17 protein-coding genes are annotated in these 20,558 nt (G+C 65.2%); 9 read left to right on the top strand and 8 right to left on the bottom strand.

Features of this window, described 5'->3' with window-relative positions; all coding sequences use genetic code 11:
- Positions 1-123 precede the first annotated feature (123 nt).
- Together pepT and CAER_RS0119995 are read left to right on the top strand one after the other, a co-directional pair.
- Positions 124-1,365 (top strand): peptidase T, encoded by a 1,242-nt coding sequence (pepT, locus tag CAER_RS0120000; protein WP_027237034.1) that lies wholly within the window; start codon positions 124-126, stop codon positions 1,363-1,365.
- A 170-nt stretch (positions 1,366-1,535) separates the two neighbouring features.
- Entirely contained in the window at positions 1,536-2,012 is a 477-nt protein-coding gene (locus CAER_RS0119995; RefSeq protein ID WP_027237033.1) for a DUF4177 domain-containing protein, read from the top strand.
- Positions 2,013-2,030: 18 nt separating this feature from the next.
- Here the strand turns inward: CAER_RS0119995 and CAER_RS0119990 are convergent, their stop codons facing one another.
- Positions 2,031-2,285 (bottom strand): BolA family protein, encoded by a 255-nt coding sequence (locus tag CAER_RS0119990; protein ID WP_027237032.1) that lies wholly within the window; start codon positions 2,283-2,285, stop codon positions 2,031-2,033.
- Positions 2,286-2,391: 106 nt separating this feature from the next.
- Between CAER_RS0119990 and CAER_RS0119985 the strand changes: the two genes are divergently transcribed.
- The 7 genes from CAER_RS0119985 to CAER_RS0119955 all read left to right on the top strand — a co-directional run bounded on the left by CAER_RS0119985 (position 2,392) and on the right by CAER_RS0119955 (position 10,725).
- Positions 2,392-3,015 carry a DnaJ domain-containing protein gene (locus tag CAER_RS0119985; RefSeq protein WP_027237031.1) on the top strand — a complete coding sequence of 208 codons (624 nt, stop codon included), beginning with the start codon at positions 2,392-2,394 and terminating at the stop codon, positions 3,013-3,015.
- A gap of 255 nt (positions 3,016-3,270) precedes the next feature.
- Positions 3,271-3,639, top strand: a complete 369-nt coding sequence (locus CAER_RS0119980; RefSeq protein WP_027237030.1) for a hypothetical protein — start codon at positions 3,271-3,273, stop codon at positions 3,637-3,639.
- A 348-nt stretch (positions 3,640-3,987) separates the two neighbouring features.
- Positions 3,988-4,797 carry a hypothetical protein gene (locus tag CAER_RS0119975; protein ID WP_154667795.1) on the top strand — a complete coding sequence of 270 codons (810 nt, stop codon included), beginning with the start codon at positions 3,988-3,990 and terminating at the stop codon, positions 4,795-4,797.
- Between the two features lie 370 nt (positions 4,798-5,167).
- On the top strand, positions 5,168-6,154 hold the full coding sequence (gene cobS / locus CAER_RS0119970; RefSeq protein ID WP_027237028.1) for a cobaltochelatase subunit CobS: 987 nt from the start codon (positions 5,168-5,170) through the stop codon (positions 6,152-6,154).
- Between the two features lie 165 nt (positions 6,155-6,319).
- The gene (gene cobT, locus CAER_RS0119965) at positions 6,320-8,197 is read left to right on the top strand and encodes a cobaltochelatase subunit CobT (protein WP_027237027.1); all 1,878 of its coding nucleotides are present in this window, start codon (positions 6,320-6,322) and stop codon (positions 8,195-8,197) included.
- A 322-nt stretch (positions 8,198-8,519) separates the two neighbouring features.
- Positions 8,520-10,310 carry an aminopeptidase P family protein gene (locus tag CAER_RS0119960; protein WP_027237026.1) on the top strand — a complete coding sequence of 597 codons (1,791 nt, stop codon included), beginning with the start codon at positions 8,520-8,522 and terminating at the stop codon, positions 10,308-10,310.
- A 73-nt stretch (positions 10,311-10,383) separates the two neighbouring features.
- Positions 10,384-10,725 (top strand): DUF427 domain-containing protein, encoded by a 342-nt coding sequence (locus CAER_RS0119955; protein WP_027237025.1) that lies wholly within the window; start codon positions 10,384-10,386, stop codon positions 10,723-10,725.
- A gap of 298 nt (positions 10,726-11,023) precedes the next feature.
- Here the strand turns inward: CAER_RS0119955 and CAER_RS0119950 are convergent, their stop codons facing one another.
- From CAER_RS0119950 to ftsA, 7 genes are all read right to left on the bottom strand, one after another.
- A complete protein-coding gene (locus tag CAER_RS0119950; protein WP_008554548.1) occupies positions 11,024-11,215 on the bottom strand; it encodes a hypothetical protein in 192 nt (63 codons plus the stop codon).
- Between the two features lie 234 nt (positions 11,216-11,449).
- Entirely contained in the window at positions 11,450-13,132 is a 1,683-nt protein-coding gene (locus CAER_RS0119945; RefSeq protein WP_027237024.1) for a chloride channel protein, read from the bottom strand.
- Between the two features lie 91 nt (positions 13,133-13,223).
- Positions 13,224-14,873, bottom strand: a complete 1,650-nt coding sequence (gene recN / locus CAER_RS0119940; RefSeq protein ID WP_027237023.1) for a DNA repair protein RecN — start codon at positions 14,871-14,873, stop codon at positions 13,224-13,226.
- Between the two features lie 27 nt (positions 14,874-14,900).
- Positions 14,901-15,749, bottom strand: coding sequence for an outer membrane protein assembly factor BamD (locus tag CAER_RS0119935; RefSeq protein ID WP_027237022.1), 849 nt, complete (start codon positions 15,747-15,749; stop codon positions 14,901-14,903).
- Between the two features lie 238 nt (positions 15,750-15,987).
- On the bottom strand, positions 15,988-16,923 hold the full coding sequence (gene lpxC / locus CAER_RS0119930) for a UDP-3-O-acyl-N-acetylglucosamine deacetylase (protein WP_027237021.1): 936 nt from the start codon (positions 16,921-16,923) through the stop codon (positions 15,988-15,990).
- 210 nt (positions 16,924-17,133) lie between these two features.
- Positions 17,134-18,849, bottom strand: a complete 1,716-nt coding sequence (ftsZ, locus tag CAER_RS0119925; RefSeq protein WP_027237020.1) for a cell division protein FtsZ — start codon at positions 18,847-18,849, stop codon at positions 17,134-17,136.
- A gap of 373 nt (positions 18,850-19,222) precedes the next feature.
- Positions 19,223-20,557 (bottom strand): cell division protein FtsA, encoded by a 1,335-nt coding sequence (gene ftsA, locus CAER_RS0119920; protein WP_027237019.1) that lies wholly within the window; start codon positions 20,555-20,557, stop codon positions 19,223-19,225.
- Position 20,558: the final 1 nt, after the last annotated feature.

The raw sequence follows: 20,558 nt of genomic DNA, 5'->3' as shown, positions 1-20,558 counted from the left end.
GCCCGCCCCCCCCGTGGGCGGGGTCTGCCCTTTCTGTCCTGCTACACTCTGCGCTGGGATTTCTCCCTGCCTTGACCTTCCCCGCGCCAGCGGCTTTCCTCCACCCAAAATCCCGGAGGTTTCATGACCCGCATTTTTGACCAAGAGCTCGAGGACCGTCTGGTCCGCTATGCCGCCATCGACAGCCAAAGCGACGAGACCTCGGCCACCACGCCCAGCACCGCGATCCAGTTCGACATGCTGAACCTGCTGGTGAGCGAACTGCAGGAGATCGGCGCTGAGGATGTCACACTCACGGACTACGGCGTGGTGCTGGCCACTGTTCCGGCCACCGCGCCGGGGCCGGCCATCGGTTTCCTCGCCCATGTCGACACCGCGCCGCAGTTCAACGCAACCGGCGTCAAGCCGCGTGTGATCAAAGGCTACGATGGCACTGACATCACCTTCCCCGACAACCCGGACCTGGTGCTGTCCCCGGAAAAATCCCCCTACCTCGCCTCCAAACAGGGCGACGACCTGATCACCGCCTCCGGCCTCACCCTTTTGGGCGCCGACGACAAGGCGGGCGTGGCCATCGTGATGACGCTGGCCCGGCACTTGCTGGCACATCCGGACATCAAGCACCCGCACATCCGCCTCGCCTTCACCCCGGACGAGGAGATCGGCCGCGGTGTGGGCGCGCAGCTTCCCAAGGATCTGGGCGTGGCGTTCGCCTATACGCTCGACGGCGGCGACGCGGGCGAGATCGTCTATGAAAGCTTTTCTGCCGACCGGGCGGTGGTGCGCATCAAGGGGGTCTCGATCCACCCCGGCTGGGCTAAGGAGAAGCTGGTGAACGCCGCGCATCTGGCGGCCAAGATCGTTCAGACCCTGCCGCAGGCCACGATGACACCGGAAACCACGGACGGGCGCAAGGGGTTCATCCATATCACCGACATGAACGGCGGGTCTTCGGAGATGGAGATCAAGCTGATCCTGCGCGATTTCGAGCTGGACGGGCTGGCCGCCAAGGGCGATCTGCTGCGCAAGGTCTGCGAGGCTGTGCAGGCCTCGGAACCGCGGGCGGAGATTGCCTGCGAAATCCACCCGCAATACCGCAACATGCGGTACTGGCTGGAAAACGACATGACCCCGGTGGAGCTGGCGCTGGAAGCCTGCAAGGCGCATGGAATCGCCCCAATCACGGCCCCGATCCGCGGCGGCACAGACGGCTCACGGCTGACTGAGTTGGGGGTGCCGACCCCAAACATCTTCACCGGCATGCAAAACGTGCACGGACCATTGGAGTGGATCTCTGTGCAGGACATGGCCAAGGCCACAGACGTTTGCCTGACGCTGGTGCAAATGGCGGCGGGAAAGGACTGAACCGGCTGGGAAGACCGGAATTTTACGAAAAATCCGGCCCGGAAAACACGTGATCTCCGAGCTGTTTGCCGCGCCGGAGACCGGCGGGCCGGCGCCCATGCGCAGCCTTTCCGGCCCCTTGACCCCTTCCCCCCATCCGCTAAACCTGCAAGCCGAAACAGGAGACGTTCATGCAAGCATTTGAGTACAAGGTTGTCCCCGCCCCGGCCAAGGGCACCAAGGCAAAGGGGGTGAAGACACCCGAGGCGCGCTTTGCCAATTCGATCGAGATCCTGCTGAACGAAATGGCGGCGGAGGGCTGGGAGTTCCAGCGCGCAGAACTGCTGCCGAGCGAGGAGCGCTCCGGCCTGACCGGCTCCAGCACAAACTGGCGCAATGTGATGGTGTTCCGCCGCGCGCTTGCCGCGGAGCAGGCGGGAACCGCATCCGCTCCGGCCGAGGCCGCCGCAGTGGAGTTCCGCCACAGCGAACCGCCGCTGACCGCCACTGCAGGCGACCCCGAAGCCCCCGGCGGCGCCACGCCGGTTCCGGGCGCCGGCGCCTCCAAGATGCAGGCCGATGATGGTGTGGAAGAGCTCAGCCCGGTGTCCGGCGTGACCACGGCACTGAAAAACCGGGCCGCGCAGAAGGGCGACGGGGAGGACTGATCCTCCCCGGTACTGGGATCAGACGCCGGTATCCAGTGCCAGCGCGTGGATGCGCGGCACGATACCGCCCAACGCCTTGTGCACGGCACGGTGCTGCGCCACCCGGTTCATGCCTTCAAAGGCCTCTGTGCGGATCCGCACCGCAAAATGGCTCTCGCCCGAGCCGTCGTCGCCCGCGTGGCCCGCGTGTTTGTGGCTTTCGTTCACCACCTCCAGCGCGCTTGGCGCAAAGGCCGCCAGCAGCGCCGCTTCCATTTCCTGCTTCACGTTCATTTTCCGCTCATCCCCATATTTTTTGCCTGCGCCCCCTTCTATCTGGCGCACCTTAGACTAAACTGCTGCCTCCGAGTCGAACAGATGCGTCTAGAAGGTGCGCCCCATGACCAAATCCGATCCCTTTGGCTTCGATATGTCCGTCCGCTCTGCCAAGAAGAAGAACCCGCGCGGGCGGCGGGCCGCTACCGGTGCGTCCGAAACCTCCGTGCGCGTCTGCGACAAGGACGGCTGCGAGGAAGCCGGCAAGTTCCGCGCGCCCAAGGCGCCCGACGTGCTGGATGATTTCTACTGGTTCTGCCAGGAGCACGTGCGCGAATATAACAACAAGTGGAACTTCTTCGAAGGCACCACCGAGGCAGAGCTGAATGCGCAGCGCTCCAAGGACAAGGTCTGGGAGCGTGAGACCAAGCCGATGGGCGACCCCGAGGCCCGCGCCTGGGCGCGGCTGGGCATCGAGGACCCGCATCAGGTTCTGGGCGCCAATGCCACCCAGAACCCGGGCCGCGCCGCCAAGACCGGCCGCCGCCTGCCCCCGACCGAGCGCCGCGCGATCGAAATCCTCGAGGCCAAGGACGACTGGTCCAAGGCCGATATCCGCAAAGCCTACAAGAAGCTGATCAAGGTGCTGCACCCGGACATGAACGGCGGCGACCGCAGCCAGGAGGAGCAGCTGCAGGAGGTCATGTGGGCCTGGGATCAGATCAAGGACAGCCGCAGCTTCAAGTAAGCCCGGCAAACTACCGATTTGCGAAGAGCGGCCTGGGGCCGCTCTTTTTTTGCCCCCCCTGCAGCTGAGGAATACAGCCTGCTTTAACCACCGGGTTCAGCGCTTATCCCAAAGGGTAGGCAGGCTCGCTTTTGCTCCCGGCTCAGCGGCGGTCCTACACTTTTGCCAGCGCGCGCCTTCACCAACTCCCGTGTAGATTGAAAACATCAGCGGAACCCGCTCCCGGGACCGCCACTCTCGCACAGGAGACCGCCCATGCACCGCCTCGTCATCACCGCCAAGCTCGCCGCCGGCACCACCCATCAGCAGATCGCCCGGTTTATCAGCCAGAACCGCCCGCCGATGCAGAAAGGCGGCGCCACCGGAATGATGATCCGCAGCGGCGGGACCGTTCACATTATCCTGGAAGGCCCCGAAGCCGTGATGCAGGCCACTGCCGGTGCGGCCGCGTCAAGCGGGATCTTCACGTCGGCAGAAGCGGCGCAGAAGATGCCGATCCGCTGCCGTGTCTTCGATGGCATCTGCCTGGCTTATGCCAAACCGGAGCAGCTGGGCGCCGGCATGCGCCGTGAAGTTGCCATGCTGACCGGCCTGGACGTGCCGCCGCAGGCGCTGGCCGCCTGACCCTCGCGCCCGCGCCTGGGCCGGGTCAGGAAGGCCATCCCGGCGCGGCTCCTCCCCCCTGCCGGGCAGAGCCAGGAAATCCTGGGCACGCGCCCCCATGAAATGCAGGCAGCTTGGCAATATCATCTTAAGGTTGCATCGCTAATCTGGATAAAACTTCGTTGTGGGGGCACGAAGATGCATATCCAGGGATTGGCACCGGCTTACATAAAGACCCTGTTGGGCAGCCCGGCGGCAGCCGCGGGGCAGGCATCTGCGCCGCTGCAGGACCGGGCAAGCCTGTATCAGCCAGGACAGACCATAACCGATCCAACAGCCTATTCTGCGCCTGCCGCTGTCAGCCTTGTGTTGCCGGAGCGGACGCAGGCCGCACTGGACCGCATCCAATCCATCATTGAAAACGAACAGGTGAATTTGCGCAAAAACCTCCTTCAGTCCATCACCGAGGATCTGAGCCAGGGGTTGGACGAGAAACAAAAGCAGGAACTGGCCGAAGAGCTAAAGAGCCTGAAGCTCAGCAACTTTTCCCGGCACGACTACCCGGGAAGGCAGTTTTCGGAGAAGACCCTCGACGCAAAACAGCTGATGTCCCGGCTGGAAAGCGAAACCTGGGAAGCAACCAAGGGCCTGGAGGTAGCGATCTCCATTGCGTATTTCGGCCAGGATCATGTGGAAATGACCCGCGAGGAACTGGTTGACCTTACCATTACCCGCGGTGTCGAACGCCAGATCAAGGCCATGAAACGGGTGTCTGAGACCACCAATTCCGAACAGTACCGCACCCTGGCCGCTCGGGACAGCTCTGTGCCGCGGGCGGTTCCCCCGCTGAGCGCGGAGGACGAAGCTGCCATCCGGGCAGATCTTCTGGCACACCGCCGGGCGCAATACGAACGGGGTGAGCTGGATATCGAGATCAAGGTGTTTTCCAGCACATGGGCCGCCACCTACAATGAGCCCTACACCATCATCGGGATGGCTGACGGCCAGCAGGTCACGAATGAGGCAAACGCCAGCCCGTTCCGGGACGAATGGGAAATGACCGAACACCGCAAGGCTCTCTTCCGCCGGGGGATTGCGCACCATGGGCGAGAGCAATACGCCCCTTCCCTCGCACAACATGCCCATCGCGAGGAGATCCTGAGGGATATCTACAGCTGATGCGGAACCGCTGAAAGGGCGGGCCCGGGCCCGGACAGGCGCCGCTGGCACGGCGCTGGGTAAGCGGTCTTTTGCCGAAACTTATTGATAGACTTTTTATTTCTTTGACCCGCCCCGCAGTCACCGGTTAGGCAAAGATGTGCCGGCCGCAGCCTACCCCCCCAAGCTACGCGGTCGCCGGCAAAACGCGCCCCCTGCTGCCCGGCCGGGGGCGCAGTGCGTCTGCCCCCGCCCGTCTGTCCAGTTCCGCTGCAATCGCGGCGTCAGCTGGCTTCCTGCCACAGTTCCCCTTGCCCTCGCGCGCCAGATCGGGCACCAATCCCGCGGATTGGACCCTGATGGCAGGGAAGCGGTATAAGGATCGACGGCGATGACCGATGGCTTTGTGGATATGAATGCGAAACCGACCGAAACCATTTCGGTCCGCGATGTCTTCGGCATCGAAACCGACATGACGATCAAGGGTTTCGCCGAAGGCTCCGAACGCGTCCCGGCGCTGGATCCGACCTACAAATTCGACCCGGAAACCACGCTGGCGATTCTGGCGGGCTTCAGCCACAACCGCCGTGTGATGATCCAGGGCTACCACGGCACCGGCAAATCGACCCATATCGAACAGGTCGCCGCCCGCCTCAACTGGCCCTCCGTGCGCGTCAACCTCGACAGCCACATTTCCCGGATCGACCTGATCGGCAAGGACGCGATCAAGCTGCGCGACGGTAAGCAGGTGACCGAATTCCACGAGGGCATCCTGCCCTGGGCGTTGCGCAACCCGGTTGCCATCGTGTTCGACGAATACGACGCCGGCCGCGCCGACGTGATGTTCGTGATCCAGCGGGTGCTGGAGCATGACGGCAAGCTGACCCTGCTGGACCAGAACGAGATCATCACTCCGAACCCGTTCTTCCGCCTGTTCGCGACCGCCAACACCGTTGGCCTGGGCGACACCACCGGGCTCTATCACGGCACCCAGCAGATCAACCAGGCGCAGATGGACCGCTGGTCGCTGGTCTCGACCCTGAACTACCTGAGCCACGACGCCGAAAGCGCCATCGTTCTGTCCAAGGCACCGCATTACAACACCGAGAAGGGCCGCAAGACCATCAGCCAGATGGTGACCGTGGCCGACCTCACCCGCACCGCCTTCATGAACGGCGACCTGTCGACCGTGATGTCGCCGCGCACGGTGATCAACTGGGCCCAGAACGCCGAGATCTTCCGCGATGTGGGCTATGCCTTCCGCCTGTCGTTCCTGAACAAATGCGACGAGCTGGAGCGCCAGACCGTGGCCGAGTTCTACCAGCGCTGCTTTGACGAAGAGCTGCCGGAGAGCGCCGCGAGCGTTTCGCTGGGGTAACAGCAATGTGCCGCCCGGCCGAAAGGCCGGGCAGTGCCCGTCCGCCCCCATGGGCGGGCACTTCGTTTCCCGCCCGCGGCCGGGCACCGCCCTCTGAAGTAATCGAAGAAGGCTGGACAAAGGCTGCACTTGGCGGAATGCTTCGACCAAGGACACCTTGCGACCATGAAAAAGCCCAACGACAACCCCGCCGATCCGTTCAAGAAGGCGCTGGCCGAAGCCACCAAGGTTATGGCCGACGACCCGGAACTGTCGGTGAGTTATACCGTCGACCCCTCGGGGCTGTCGGGCGACTCGATGCGGCTGCCGCAGGTCTCCCGCCGGATGAGCCGCGAGGAGGTGCTGCTGGCCCGCGGCACCGCGGATGCGCTGGCGCTGCGCCACAAGTTCCACGACGACGCCACCCACGCAAAGTATGTGCCGCAGGGCGAAATGGCCCGCGACCTCTATGAGGCGATGGAAACCGCCCGCTGCGAGGCGATGGGCGCGCGCCACATGCCCGGCACCGCCTCGAACATCGACGTGAAAATCCGCAATGAGTCGATCCGGCGCGGCTATGACCAGATGAAATCCTCCTCCGAGGCGCCGCTGGCCGCTTCGGCCGGCTATCTGATCCGCCACCTGGCCACCGGCCGCGAGCTGCCGGAAGGCGCTGCCAACATCATGGAGCTGTGGCGCGGCTTCATCGAATCCCAGGCCGGCGGCACGCTGGAGAACCTGGATGAGACCATTGCCGACCAGGCTGCATTCGCCAAGCTGGCGCGGCAGGTGATCTCTGACCTTGGCTACGGCGACCAGCTGGGCGATGACCCGGATGAGCTGGACGACGAGGCAAACGACGAGGCCGAGGACAACGCCGAAGAGCAAGACGATCCGGACAGCACCGGACAGGACGACTCCGAGGAGGAGCAGGCCGACGCCTCCCCTGAACAGAGCCAGGAGCAGCAGCAGGACGAAAGCCAGGCCCAGGTCTCGATGGACGAAATGGCTGACGAGGAGCTGGCCGAGGACACCGAGATGCCCGACGGCGAGGCCCCGCTGGAGCCGCCGGCGCCGCCGCCGGCCTCCGAGGCCGATCCGGACTACAAGGTGTTTCTGGATACCCACGACGAGGAAATCGCCGCCGAGGAGCTGGCCGAGCCTGCCGAGCTGGAGCGCCTGCGCGCCTACCTCGACCAGCAGCTGGAGCCCCTGAAGGGCGCGGTGTCGCGGCTGGCCAACAAACTGCAGCGCCGCCTGCAGGCGCAGCAGAACCGCTCCTGGGAGTTTGACCGCGAGGAAGGCATCCTGGATGCCGGGCGCCTCGCCCGCGTGGTGGCCAACCCGACCACGCCGCTCTCGTTCAAGGTCGAAAAGGACACCGAGTTCCGCGACACCGTGGTGACACTGCTTCTGGACAACTCCGGCTCGATGCGCGGCCGCCCGATCTCCATCGCGGCGATCTGCGCCGACGTTCTGGCCCGCACCCTGGAGCGCTGCAACGTGAAGGTCGAAATCCTCGGCTTCACCACCCGCGCCTGGAAGGGTGGCCTGGCCCGCGAGGCCTGGCTGAACGAGGGCCGCCCGCAGCAGCCCGGCCGCCTCAACGACCTGCGCCACATCATCTACAAGGGCGCGGATGCCCCGATGCGCCGCACCCGCACCAACCTGGGTCTGATGATGAAAGAGGGCCTCTTGAAGGAAAACATCGACGGCGAGGCGCTGGAATGGGCCCACCGCCGGATGATGCATCGTCACGAGGCGCGCAAGATCCTGATGGTGATCTCCGACGGTGCTCCGGTCGATGATTCGACACTGTCGGTGAACCCTGCGAGCTATCTGGAGAAACACCTGCGCGACGTGATCGCCATGGTGGAGAAGAAAAAGCAGGTGGAGCTTCTGGCGATCGGTATCGGCCACGACGTGACCCGCTACTACGAGCGTGCGGTGACGATTACAGACGTGGAGCAGCTGGCCGGCGCGATGACAGAGCAATTGGCCGCCCTTTTCGATAGCGACCCGCGCGCCCGCGCCCGGGTCATGGGCATCAAGCGCGCCAGCTGACGCCTCCCCGCGCTGCAGCAGCGGGCATCTCCCGCGTCTGCGGCCTGCATCTTGCGATGCCGTCCTCAGCCTTGGGCTTGGCCGCGCGCTGATGCGCACGGCAGCGCCGGATGCCTTTGGCATCCGGCGCTTGGCCCGCCCGTATGACACCCCTCGCGCTGTTCCGTCAGGTCCAAGGAAATCTCTCTGCGGCCGCCCTTGCCAGCAGCAGGGTGATTTGGGACAAGAAGGGGCGCGTGCCCCGGCCCGCGCGTTTTCTTTGACGCGGCCCCTGAGGGAACAAGCTCCCCGCCGCCCCGCCCCTTCAGCAGGAGACATGCCGATGTACCAGACTTTCGACGTGACCGCCCGCCCGGAACAGGGGCCGCCGCGACTGGCCGCGCTGCGCAAGGAACTGGCGGCGGAAGCACTCGACGGTTTCCTGGTGCCGCGCGCCGACGCCCATCAGGGCGAATACGTTGCGCCGCATGACGAGCGCCTCTCCTGGCTCACTGGTTTCACCGGCTCGGCCGGGTTTTGCGCGGTGCTGCAGAACATCGCCGGTGTCTTCATCGACGGCCGCTACCGCACCCAGGTGAAGCGCCAGGTGGCTGCCGAGTACACGCCGGTGCCCTGGCCCGATGTTCAGCTGGCAGACTGGCTGAAGGAGCAGCTGCCGCATGGCGGCAAGGTGGGGTTTGACCCCTGGCTGCATGCGGCCGGGCAGATCACCTCCCTTACGAAGGAGCTCAAGGGCAGCGGCATCACCCTGGCGCAAAGCGAAAACCTGGTGGACCGGATCTGGCAGGATCAGCCCGCACCGCCGATGCAGCCGGTGGCGGCGCACCCCTTGGACTATGCAGGCGAAAGCGCTGCGGACAAATGCGCGCGGCTGGCCAAGGGACTGCAGGACGCGGGCCAGACGGCGGCGGTGATCACCCTGCCCGACAGCATCATGTGGCTGTTGAACATCCGCGGCAGCGATGTCGCGCGCAACCCGGTCGCGCATGGCTTTGCCATCCTGCACAGCGACGCCCGCGTGGACCTTTTCATGGCAGCGGAAAAGCTGGAAGGGCTGCAGGGCCACTTTGACAGCTCCGTCACCGTGCACCCGCCCGAAGAGTTCCTGGGCGCCGCTGCCGCCCTTAACGGCTCTGTCGCTGCAGATACCGGCACCGTGCCGCAGATCGTGGCAGACGCGCTGGGGGATCGCATGATACCTGCCGGCGACCCCTGCGCCCTGCCCAAGGCGCGCAAGAACGCTGCCGAGATCGCAGGCAGTGCCGCCGCGCACCTGCGCGATGGTGCGGCGATTGTGGAAATGCTGGCCTGGCTCGACACGCAGGCGCCCGGCACAATCTCCGAGATTGATGCGGTGAAGAAGCTGGAAAGCTTGCGCCGCGAAGACCCGGCCCTGCGGGACATCAGCTTTGAAACCATCGCGGGCACCGGCGAAAACGGCGCCGTGATGCATTACCGCGTGACGGAGGAGACCGACACAAGGCTGGAGGACGGCCACCTGCTGGTTCTGGACAGCGGCGGCCAGTATCTGGACGGCACCACCGACATCACCCGCACCATCGCCATCGGCACCCCCGGCGAGGCCGAGCGCGCGGCCTATACCCGCGTGCTGCAGGGTATGATCGCCATGTCCCGTCTGCGCTGGCCCAAGGGGCTGGCGGGCCGCGATATCGAGGCTATCGGCCGGATGCCGCTGTGGCTGGCGGGCCAGGACTTCAACCACGGGCTTGGCCACGGTGTCGGCGCCTACCTCAGCGTGCATGAAGGCCCGCAGCGGCTGGCGCGCACCAGCCATGTGCCGCTGGAGCCCGGCATGATCCTGTCCAATGAGCCCGGATACTACCGCGAGGGGGCCTTTGGCATCCGGATAGAGAACCTTCTGGTTGTCGAACAAGCCCCGGCCCTTGACACCAGCGACCCGGAGCGCGACATGCTGTGCTGGCGCACGCTCACCTTTGCCCCGCTTGACCGGCGGCTGGTGGATGCCTCCATGCTGACAGCAGACGAGAAAGACTGGCTCGACAGCTACCACCAGGAGGTCGCAGCAAAGATCGGACCGCAGCTCAGCCCCGCCGCGAAGGCGTGGCTTGATGCCGCAACCGCCCCCTTGTGACCCGGGTTTGACACCCGGCTGTTACATGGACTGAACAAAAGATGACACGAACGAAGAAAATGGGAAAACACGCATGACAAATATCCGTATCCGCAAGGCCGAAGGCACCTGGGTCGTCCGTTCCGGCGGCGCCGTATTGGGGGAAACTTCCAATGCGCTGGAGCTGACGGAGGGCGATATGGATCCGGTCATCTATTTCCCGCGTGAAGACATTGCCATGGCGTTCCTGGACCGCACCAGCAAGAGCACCCGGTGCGAGCACAAGGGCGAGGCCAGCTATTTCTCAATCGCCAACAAATCCTCGGTCACCGAAAACGCGGCCTGGAGCTATGAGGACCCGAAAGAGGATGCGGCAGCGATCAAGGGCCATCTGGCGTTTGTGCTGAGCGACTCCGTCAAGGTCGAACAGGTCTGATCCGCCTGCCCGTTTGCGGCGGCACTGCGCCGCCGCCTGCGCAGGGTTTCCGTTTCAGGATACAAATTGCAATCCGTTACCAAAACACCGGCGCCTTGGCGCCGGTGTTTTGGCATTCGTGAAAAGGTATCTGGGGGCCCAGTGCCGGTGCTACGTCAAGTGCCGAAGGCAGGTGCGGAGGCTGCAAAGCCTGAGCCGGCGCCTGTTGCGGCACTCCGCCGGCGGGTGCCGCGGCGCAGCAGTGCTTCCGTCCCCGAAGGGGCGGATGCCGGTGCAGCGGGTTTGCGAAAGACAGGGGTCAGGTGAGAATGGCCCGGCTCAGATTCAGCCTGGCTTCCTCCAGCGCGTCGCCTGCGCCAAGGATATCCGTTTCTCGGGCGCATTGGATCGCATAGTTGATCACCGCCTCCAGGGCCGCCCGTTCATTTTCCCGCTCGCTCGCCTTGTTTTTCGCACCAGCCTCTTGCGGGCCGATTTCGAAGTTGCGCATGAGTTTCCTACCGAAGTGAGTAAATCTTGCTATGTCCTGGTTGCAGTGTTGTAGAAGGCTCACCCGCAGGGCAATGCACTTCTTAACTTTCTATTTACCTGTAGCGGATTTCTCACAGATGCGGGGAAGATCCGGGTCATTTTCCCCCTGGCCCATGCCGGAACACAGGGCGCAGAGCCCAGCCCTGCGGCCAAAGCCCCGGAGCGGCAGGCGCTGGCACATCATTCCAGCGCCTTACCGGTGTTCCTCGGCCGCAGTTGCGGCCAGGGCGCGGTTGTAGGCCTTCAGCGCATCCACATGGTAAAGCGCGCCGATAATTTCCTCCGTGCCGCCTTCCTCCATCATCACCGGCAGAAAGGGCACGTCGGCCCTGTCGAACACCGGCATCGCCGCCTCCAGCGAGGCAGAGGCGCGGATGCACAGCCCTTCCTCCACCAGCGCCTGGCACTCCTCCAGGCCGGCGCAGCGGCTGTCGCCCATCGGCCGCATCACGGCGCCTGTGCGGATCAGCGCCAGCAGATAGGCCTGCGGGCCTGCCGCGCAGTGGATGTCGCGCCGCTCCAGCTGGGTGAGGAAAAAGGAGCGGTCCACCAGCCGCGACGCCAGCGCGGTGGACATCGACACCGAAACCATCACCGCCAGGCCGATCTGCCAGTCGCCGGTCAATTCGAACACAATAAGGGTGGTGGAAATCGGCGCGCCCAGCACGGCGGCCGCCACTGCCCCCATCCCGGCAAAGGCATAAAGCGTGTGCGTGCCCGACACGTCCGGCAGCACCGAGGTCGCGATCAGGCCAAAGGCCAGCCCGGTCAGCGCACCGATCATCAGCGAGGGCGAAAACACCCCGCCGCCCATGCGCCCGCCCATGGTGATCGCCACGGCGGCTGTCTTGACGACGGTAAAGATCACCGCCTCCCCCAGCAGCAGCCCGCCGGTCAGCGCCAGCACCGTGGTCTCATAGCCGACGCCGATGATGTGCGGATACCAGACCGCGATCACTCCCAGCATGGCGCCCGACGCCGCCGGGCGCAGCCAGCGCGGCAGGCACAGCCGCTCCTGCACCTTGTTGCCCACCTTGTCGGCAAAGAAGATCGCCCGCATTTCGACCACAGCCACCAAGCCGCAGATCAGGCCCAGGATCAGGAAGGCCGGCAGCTCCACATAAAATTGCAGCGCTCCCGGCGTGACCAGGGTGAATTCGGTGACATCGCCGTATTCCAGCCGGTTGATCACGGTACCCGCGACCGAGGCAATCACGATCGGCGCAAAGGCGTTGACCGCGAAATGGCGCAGCACCACTTCCAGCGCGAACAGGGCGCCGGCAATCGGCGCGTTAAAGCTGGCGGACACCGCCGCCGCCACCGCACAGCCCAGCAGGTCGCGCCCGGTGATACCATCGGCATTGATCCGGTTGCTGACCCAGGTGGAAATGACACCCGCCATATGCACCACCGGCCCTTCGCGGCCCGTTGAGCCGCCGGTCGACAGCGTGATGAAGGACGCCAGCGCCGAGGCCAGCCCCTCCTTGTGCTCGACGCGCCCGTCATGCAGCGCCGCGCCCTCGATCACATCGGCGACCGAGCGCACGCGCCCGTCCGGGGTGAACCGGTCAAGGATCAGGCCGACCACCAGACCGCCGCCCGCAGCAATCGCCACCAGCACGTACCAGGGCAGCCCCTGCGCAAAACTATGGAGGTAGTCGACATCCGGCGCGCCATAGACCCAGGCCTGCAGCGCCGAGATCCCCTTGCGGAAAAACAGCGCCGCAAAGCCCGCGGCGATGCCGATCAGCAGCGCAATCAGCCAGAACTGGAACTGGCTGGGGCCGCGATTGCGCAGCACCCGCCAGATGTCCTTGAGGCCGGCCAGCCATTGCAGGGAAATTGCGGAAAGGGACGAACGGATTTCTTGCACCATAACCTGCCAGCGGGTCTTTTTTGTTTTCAATGGCCTACAACTGCCATGAAGCCAGTTAAAGAACCCTCACCCGGCCAGGTTTTGCGGCGGATTATCCGGCCAGCAACGCGCGGGCCGCGGCGCGGGCCTCGTTGGTGATGGTATCACCGGACACCATCCGGGCAAGCTCATCCACCCGCTCGGTGCCATCCAGCGGCACCACCTGTGACAATGTCATGCCATCGATCACCTGCTTGCGCACCTGCCAGTGATGGCCGCCAAGCGCCGCCACCTGCGGCGAGTGGGTCACCACCAGCACCTGGCCGCCGCTTGCAAGGTTCCGGAGCCTGCGGCCCACGGCATCCGCCGTCGCGCCGCCGACACCGCGGTCGATCTCGTCGAAGATCAGCGTCTTGCTGGCATCCTCGCCGCGCAGGCAGACCTTGAGCGCCAGCAGGAACCGGCTCAGCTCCCCGCCCGAGGCGATCTTGTTCAGCGGCCCGGCAGGCGCGCCCGGATTGGTGGCGACGGTGAAGGCCACCGCGTCGGTTCCGTCCGGCCCCGGATCTGCTGTGGTGATGCGGGTTTCAAACACCGCCCGCTCCATCTTGAGCGGCGCCAGTTCCGCCATCACCGCCTTGTCCAGCGATGCGGCGCCTTGGCGGCGCACGGCGCCCAGCTGTTTGGCGGCTTGCGCATAGGCGTCTTCCGCCGCCTTCAGCGCGGCTTCCTGATCGGCAAGGTTCTGATCGCCCGCATCCAGCGCCACCAGCTTGGCCCGCAGGGTCTCGGCATACTCGCCCAGCTCATCCGCCTGCACGCCGTGCTTGCGCGCCAGCGCGCGGATCGCAAACAGCCGCTCTTCGCAGTCCTCCAGTTCGCCCGGATTGAAGTCCAGGCTGCCAAGCACCCGCTCGACCCCGTCCTGAGCATCGCCCAGCTCAATCATCGCACGGCTCAGCGCCGCCAAAGGCTCGTCCAAGCCCGTATCGTCTTCCTGGCCCGCGACCCCCTCCAGCCAGCGCTGCGCCTCTCCCATTGCTCCCTCAGCCCCCTCGCTGAGGAGCGCATGGGCGCGGGCGATGTCGCCGCGGATGCGCTCAGCCGCCTGCATCTGGCGGCGGCGGGTGTCCAGCGCCTCATCCTCGCCCGGATGCGGGTCCAGCTTGTCCAGTTCCGCAACCGCGTGACGCAGGAACTCTTCCTCGGCGCGCACAGCCTCCAGTGCGGCGCGGGTGGCCGCCACCGTCTTGCGCGCCTTGGCCGCCCCGGCCCAGGCCGCCCGGACCCCGGCCAGCAGTTTCTGCGTGCCCGCATATTGATCCAGCAGCGCCATATGGCCGCGCGGGTTCAGCAGCCCGCGGTCGTCATGCTGGCCGTGCAGCTCCACCAGGGTTTCCGACAGCGCCCGCAGCACCTCGCCCGAGCAGCGCCGGTCGTTGACCCAAGCCGTCTTGCGCCCGTCAGCGGTGTTCACCCGGCGCAGGATCAGGCTGTCGCCGCCCGGCAGCCCGGCCTCCTCCAGAATCGCATGGGCAGGGTGGCCCTCGCCCAGCTCGAACTCTGCCAGAACCTCGCCCTGCTTCGCGCCCTGGCGCACCAGTTCGGCGCGGCCGCGCCAGCCCAGCACAAAGCCCAGGCTGTCGAGAAGAATTGATTTGCCCGCCCCGGTCTCGCCGGTCAGCACATTCAGCCCGGGCTGAAAGTTCAGCTCCAGATGATCGATGATCAGGATATCCCGGATATCAAGCGCGCGCAGCATGGCCCCGCCCCGTTGCCGCAGCGGCCGTTACAGCCACTGCCCTTTCACCGTTTGCCGGTAGATCTGGCTCAGCCAGTTGTTGCCGCGGTCCTTGGGCTTGAGCCCGCTTGCCGTCAGCAGCCTGTAGCTGTCCTCATACCATTCAGAGGACTGGAAGTTGTGGCCCAGAATAGCCGCCGCAGTCTGCGCCTCACTGGTCAGGCCCAGCGACAGATACGCCTCGACCAGCCGATGCAGAGCCTCAGGCGTGTGGCTGGTGGTCTGGAAGTCCTCCACCACCACCCGGAAGCGGTTGATCGCAGAGGTGTAATGGCCGCGGCGCAGGTAGTAGCGGCCGATCTCCATCTCCTTGCCCGCCAGATGGTCAAAGGCCAGGTCGAATTTCAGGATCGCCGAGGTGGCGTACTGGCTGTCCGGGTAGACCTCGATCACCGTGCGCAGCGCCTGCAGCGCCTGGAAGGTCAGCCCCTGGTCGCGCCCCACTTCGTCGATCTGGTCGTAATAGCTGAGCGCCAGCAGATACTGGGCGTAAGCCGCATCTTCATCCGCCGGGTAAAAGTCGATGAAGCGCTGCGCGGCGGCGCGGCTGTTCTCGTAATCCCGGGTGGAGTGATAGGCAAAGGCCTGCATGATCACCGCCTGTTTCGCCCATTCGGAATAGGGGTACAGGCGTTCAATCTCGGCAAAGTAATATACCGCATCCTTGGGCCGCCGGTTGGCCAGCTCAAACTCGCCGCGCTCATAAATCTGATCGGGCGCATAGGCCTCAACCGACTCGCCGCGCTTGACTGCACCGCCGTCCCCGCCGCAGCCCGCAAGCGCCGCCATCAGAACGACCGCGCCGAGGGTTCTGGCTCCTGCCCTGATGCCGTTCATTGTGCCTAACCTCACCGTCATTGACTTACGGGTGTCCGCCCCGGTTATGCCGTCTCTAGCATATTCGAATGGCGCGCAAAATGCCTTTCGCCACTTCCGCGCTCACTTGGCAGAGAAAGCGGCCTGCGGTCAAGACTGCAAGGGACGGCCAGCCTCCGCGCCGCCCTGCCGGCCGCAGGAAAAGACCCGGGACAAGGGGGTCCCGGGCCAGTTGTCCGCTCGTTCCTGGTTTTCTGCCTTACGCCACGCGGCGCTGTTCAGACGGGATTTCCGACCAGATCAGCCCCTGCCCCGGAAGCCGTGCGGTCATCGCCGCATCACAGGCGACGGCCCGAACCGCGCCGGGCTCCGCAAACAAGGCGCGCAGCAAAGTGTTGGTCAGCGCGTGCCCCGCGCGCTCCCCAACGTAGCGCCCCAAGATCGGCCCCCCGGCCAGTGCCAGATCGCCCAGGGCATCCAGCATCTTGTGGCGTACAGGCTCATCCGAGTGGCGCAGGCCGGCGCCGCTCTCGACACGGTCCCCGTCAAACACAACCGCGTTTTCGCCCGGGACACCGCCCAGGGCGAGGCCATTGGCCTGCATGGCTTCGACATCCGCCTGGCGGCAGAAGGTGCGGCTGTCGCACAGTTCACGCGCAAAGCTGCCGTTGCGCATGTCCAGAACCTTGCTCTGGCGGCCGATGGCGGCCTCGGCAAAGTCGATGTGGAATTCGATGGTCAGACGGTCCGACGGCAGCAGAGTGGCGCGGGCGCCATCCTTCTCGACCGTCACCGGCTTCAGCACCTGATAGGCAGTGGCCGGCACGCCCAGGCGCTGCACGCCGTAATGCATGATGCCGCGCACAAACGGCGCCGAGGAGCCATCGACGATCGGCACTTCCGGACCGTCGATTTCGATCAGCGCGTTGTGCACGCCGCAGCCTGCCAGTGCTGCCATGATGTGCTCAACGGTAGAGACGCTGACACCGGAGGTATTGACCAGCCGGGTGCAGAGCGGGCTGCGCTCCACCAGGTCCCAGCGCGCCGGAACCACGGTGTTGCCCAATGCGATATCGGTGCGCTTGAACACGATCCCATGCCCCGCCTGAGCCGGGTTCAGGGTCATGCGGGCGGGCTTGCCGGAATGCAGGCCGACCCCTTCAAATGCCACCGATGCCTTGAGCGTATTCTGCACGTTGTGCCTCTTTTCACCATGTCCGGCCTCTCGGGCCGTGTTGCGAAGAGAGTTAAGGTTTTGGAAAAAATCCTACAACTCAATCTTTGTAACGGTTTGAAACATGGCTGTAACAGATAGGCAAAACATCGCTTAGAACCAGGCAACACCCTCAAATAAAACAAGAAAAGCCGCCCAAAGGCGGCTTTCCTCAGCGTGATAAGTGATGCGTCAGTTTGCCTGGCGGCGCAGGAACGCGGGGATTTCGATGCGTTCCTGGTCGGGATCGGGCTGCTGCGCCTGTGCCTGCTGCGGCTGCGCCGAAGGGGCCTGGGCCTGCATTGCGGGCTGCTGGCGCACCGCCTGCGGCTGCTGTTTGGCGGCCGGGGCTTCGGCTGTTCCGGTCATCCGGTGGATCAGCGAATTCAGGCCAAAGCGGCGCTGGCCCTCAGGCTGCTGTTGCTGTTGCTGTTGCGGCTGCTGCTGCGGTGTCGGCGCAGCGGGCGCCACCGGGCGCGGCTGCTGGGCTTGCGGTTGCTGAACCCGCTGGGCAGCCGCCTGCAAACGCTCCAGCGCCTGCGGCGACGGGGTGCCCGGCGCGGGCGCCTTGGGCGCGACAAAGGCGTCGGGCTGCTGGCCGGCCGCATCCGCTTGCGGACGGAATTCCGGCACCTGCGGGCGGTAGGCCGGCGGCGGCAGGCCATCATCGCCCATCCGCTCCGGCTCTTCGAACACGTCACCGGACTGCTCCTGCTCGGCTGCCTGCTGCACGTTCAGCTCTTCGAAAAGCGACGGCTCTTCCAGCGCTGCGGCGGCTTCCGCGGCCTCCGGCACCGGGGCCGGAGCGGCCTCAGCCGGTTTCGGCTGCTCGACCGGGGTTTCCAGCTCCAGCGGTGCGGCGCGGCTCTCCTCGACGCTGACGGTCTGGCGCAGCGGTGCAGACATCGGGCGGCGCGGCACCGGCATGTCGGTGTTCACGTCGGTTGCGTCGATGCCGGTGGCCACGACGGACACGCGCATCTTGCCTTCCATGCCGGTGTCCAGGGTGGAGCCGACGATGATGTTCGCATCCGGGTCCACTTCCTCGCGGATGCGGTTGGCGGCCTCGTCCAGTTCAAACAGGGTCAGGTCATGGCTGCCGGTGATGTTGATCAGCACGCCCTTGGCGCCGCGCAGGCTGATTTCGTCCAGCAGCGGGTTGGCAATCGCCTTTTCGGCGGCCTGGACCGCGCGATCCTCGCCCTCGCCCTCGCCGGTGCCCATCATCGCCTTGCCCATCTCATCCATCACTGCACGGACGTCGGCAAAGTCGAGGTTGATCAGGCCGGGGCGGACCATCAGGTCGGTCACGCCTTTGACGCCCTGGTACAGCACGTCATCCGCCATCGAGAACGCCTCGGTGAAGGTGGTCTTCTCATTGGCAAGGCGGAACAGGTTCTGGTTCGGGATGATGATCAGGGTGTCGACCACCTTCTGCAGGCTTTCGACACCCGCTTCAGCCTGGCGCATCCGCTTCAGGCCTTCAAACTGGAACGGCTTTGTGACGACACCAACGGTCAGCACACCCAGTTCCCGCGCGGCCTGCGCGATGATCGGCGCGGCGCCGGTGCCGGTGCCGCCGCCCATGCCTGCGGTGATAAAGCACATATGCGCGCCCGCCAGGTGGTCGACGATCTGCTCGATGCTTTCCTCAGCCGCGGCAGAGCCGACTTGCGGGCGGGCGCCTGCGCCCAGGCCTTCGGTGACCTTGATGCCCAGCTGGACGCGGCTCTTGGCAGCGCTTTGCTGCAGCGCCTGCGCGTCGGTGTTGGCCACGACGAATTCGACGCCATCCAGTTCCTTGGCGATCATGTTGTTGACGGCATTGCCGCCGGCGCCGCCGACACCGAACACGGTGATCTTCGGCTTCAACTCTTCATTCCCGGGCATTGAAAGGTTCAACGTCATGCTCATACCGCCTGTGTTACCTGCCCTTCCCGCAAAGGGCGTATTCCTGTCCTATTCACCATAATCTTACCGCGCAGGGGATGTTTCGTCATCCCAAAAAGCACAATGTGCCACAAAATACGGCCTCATTCTGAGGTCAAAACCGCGGTATTTCGCCGTCCCTAGCAGATATTGCGGAAAGAGCACAAGCCAAACACAACACACAGAAGCCATCCGCAAAATCCCAACTTGCGGAGGACGTTTCCATGATACGTGGCTGGCCACTGCCCGGCCTGCTGACTCGCCGCTTTTCGCGGACGTTAAGAACAACCTAACGGGTCCTGCCGGCGCTGTCACGCCCTCTTTGACCTTCCAGGTTGAATGAATTTCCGGCTTACCAGTTGTCGCGGAACCAGCGCACGGCGCGGCCCAGGGTGCCCGCCGGATGGCGGCTGGCGGGCATGTCGAAATCCCACCATTCATCCTGCGGATGGGCCGCAAACAGGCACAGCCCCACGGCCGAGGCAAAGCCCGGCCCGGTCGCCGATTGCGGCAGGCCGTGCACCCGCAGCGGGCGGCCCAGGCGCACCTGCTGGCCCAGGATCCGGCTCGCCAGACCGTCCAGCCCCATGATCTGGCTGGAGCCGCCGGTCAGCACGATCTGCTGGCTGGACAGGTATTCGAACCCGGCCGCATCCAGCCGCGCCCGCACCTCCTCCAGGATCTCCTCGACCCTGGGCCGCATGATGCCGATCAGCTCAGCCCGGCTGACGGTGCGGCGGTCGTGCTCCCAATCACCGGTATCACCGCCGATGTCGATCATGTCGCGGTCGTCGGCACCGGTGGCATGGACGCCGCCGCAGAAGGTCTTGATCCGCTCTGCATTGGACAGCGGCACCCCCAGCCCCATCGAAATGTCGCTGGTGATGTGATCGCCGCCCAGCCGCACCGCGTCGGCATAGATCATGTGCTTCTTCATGAAGATCGAGATTGAGGTGGAGCCGCCGCCCATGTCGATGCAGGCCGCGCCCAGCTCCTGCTCATCCTCAACCAGCGCCGAAAAGCCGGAAACATAGGCCGAGGAGGCGATCCCCGCCAGCTCCAGATCGCAGCGCTGGATGCAGCGCACCAGGTTCTGCACGGCGATGGCGTCCACCGTCAGCATGTGCATGTCGACGGCCAGGGTCTGCCCCATCTGGCCGCGCGGATCGGCCAGGCCAGAGCGGTTGTCGAGCGCAAAGTTCACTGGCTGGGCATGCAGCACCTCGCGGCCCGCGCCGTATTCCGGCACCTCGCAGGCGGCCAGCACCTGGGCGACCTCATTCTCCGACACAACCTGGCCCGCAAGGTCCAGGGCCGCATCCAGCCCGTAAGAGCGCGGATTAGCACCAGAGAAACAGGCAATCACGTGATCGACCCGCACCTCGGCCATCTTCTGCGCCGCCTGCACCGCGGTGCGGATCGCGCGCTCGGTTTCCTGCATCGCGGTAATTTCGCCGAACTGTACCCCGCGCGACCGGGTGGTGGCAGCGCCGATCACCCGGAAACCCGACTGCCCGGCCAGCGCCCCGATGGAGCCGTCCTCGCTCAGGCGGCCGGTGCCGTCAAAGCGCAGCACCAGGCAGGCGATCTTGGAGCTGCCCACATCCAGAATGGCCACCACGCCGCGCTGCATCGCCTGACGCCGCATCTGCCGCATTGCCCGCTGCGACTGATAGAGATCTGTCATG

Source organism: Leisingera caerulea DSM 24564 (assembly GCF_000473325.1).
Lineage (GTDB): Bacteria > Pseudomonadota > Alphaproteobacteria > Rhodobacterales > Rhodobacteraceae > Leisingera > Leisingera caerulea.
This window is presented reverse-complemented; position numbering and strand designations above follow the sequence as displayed.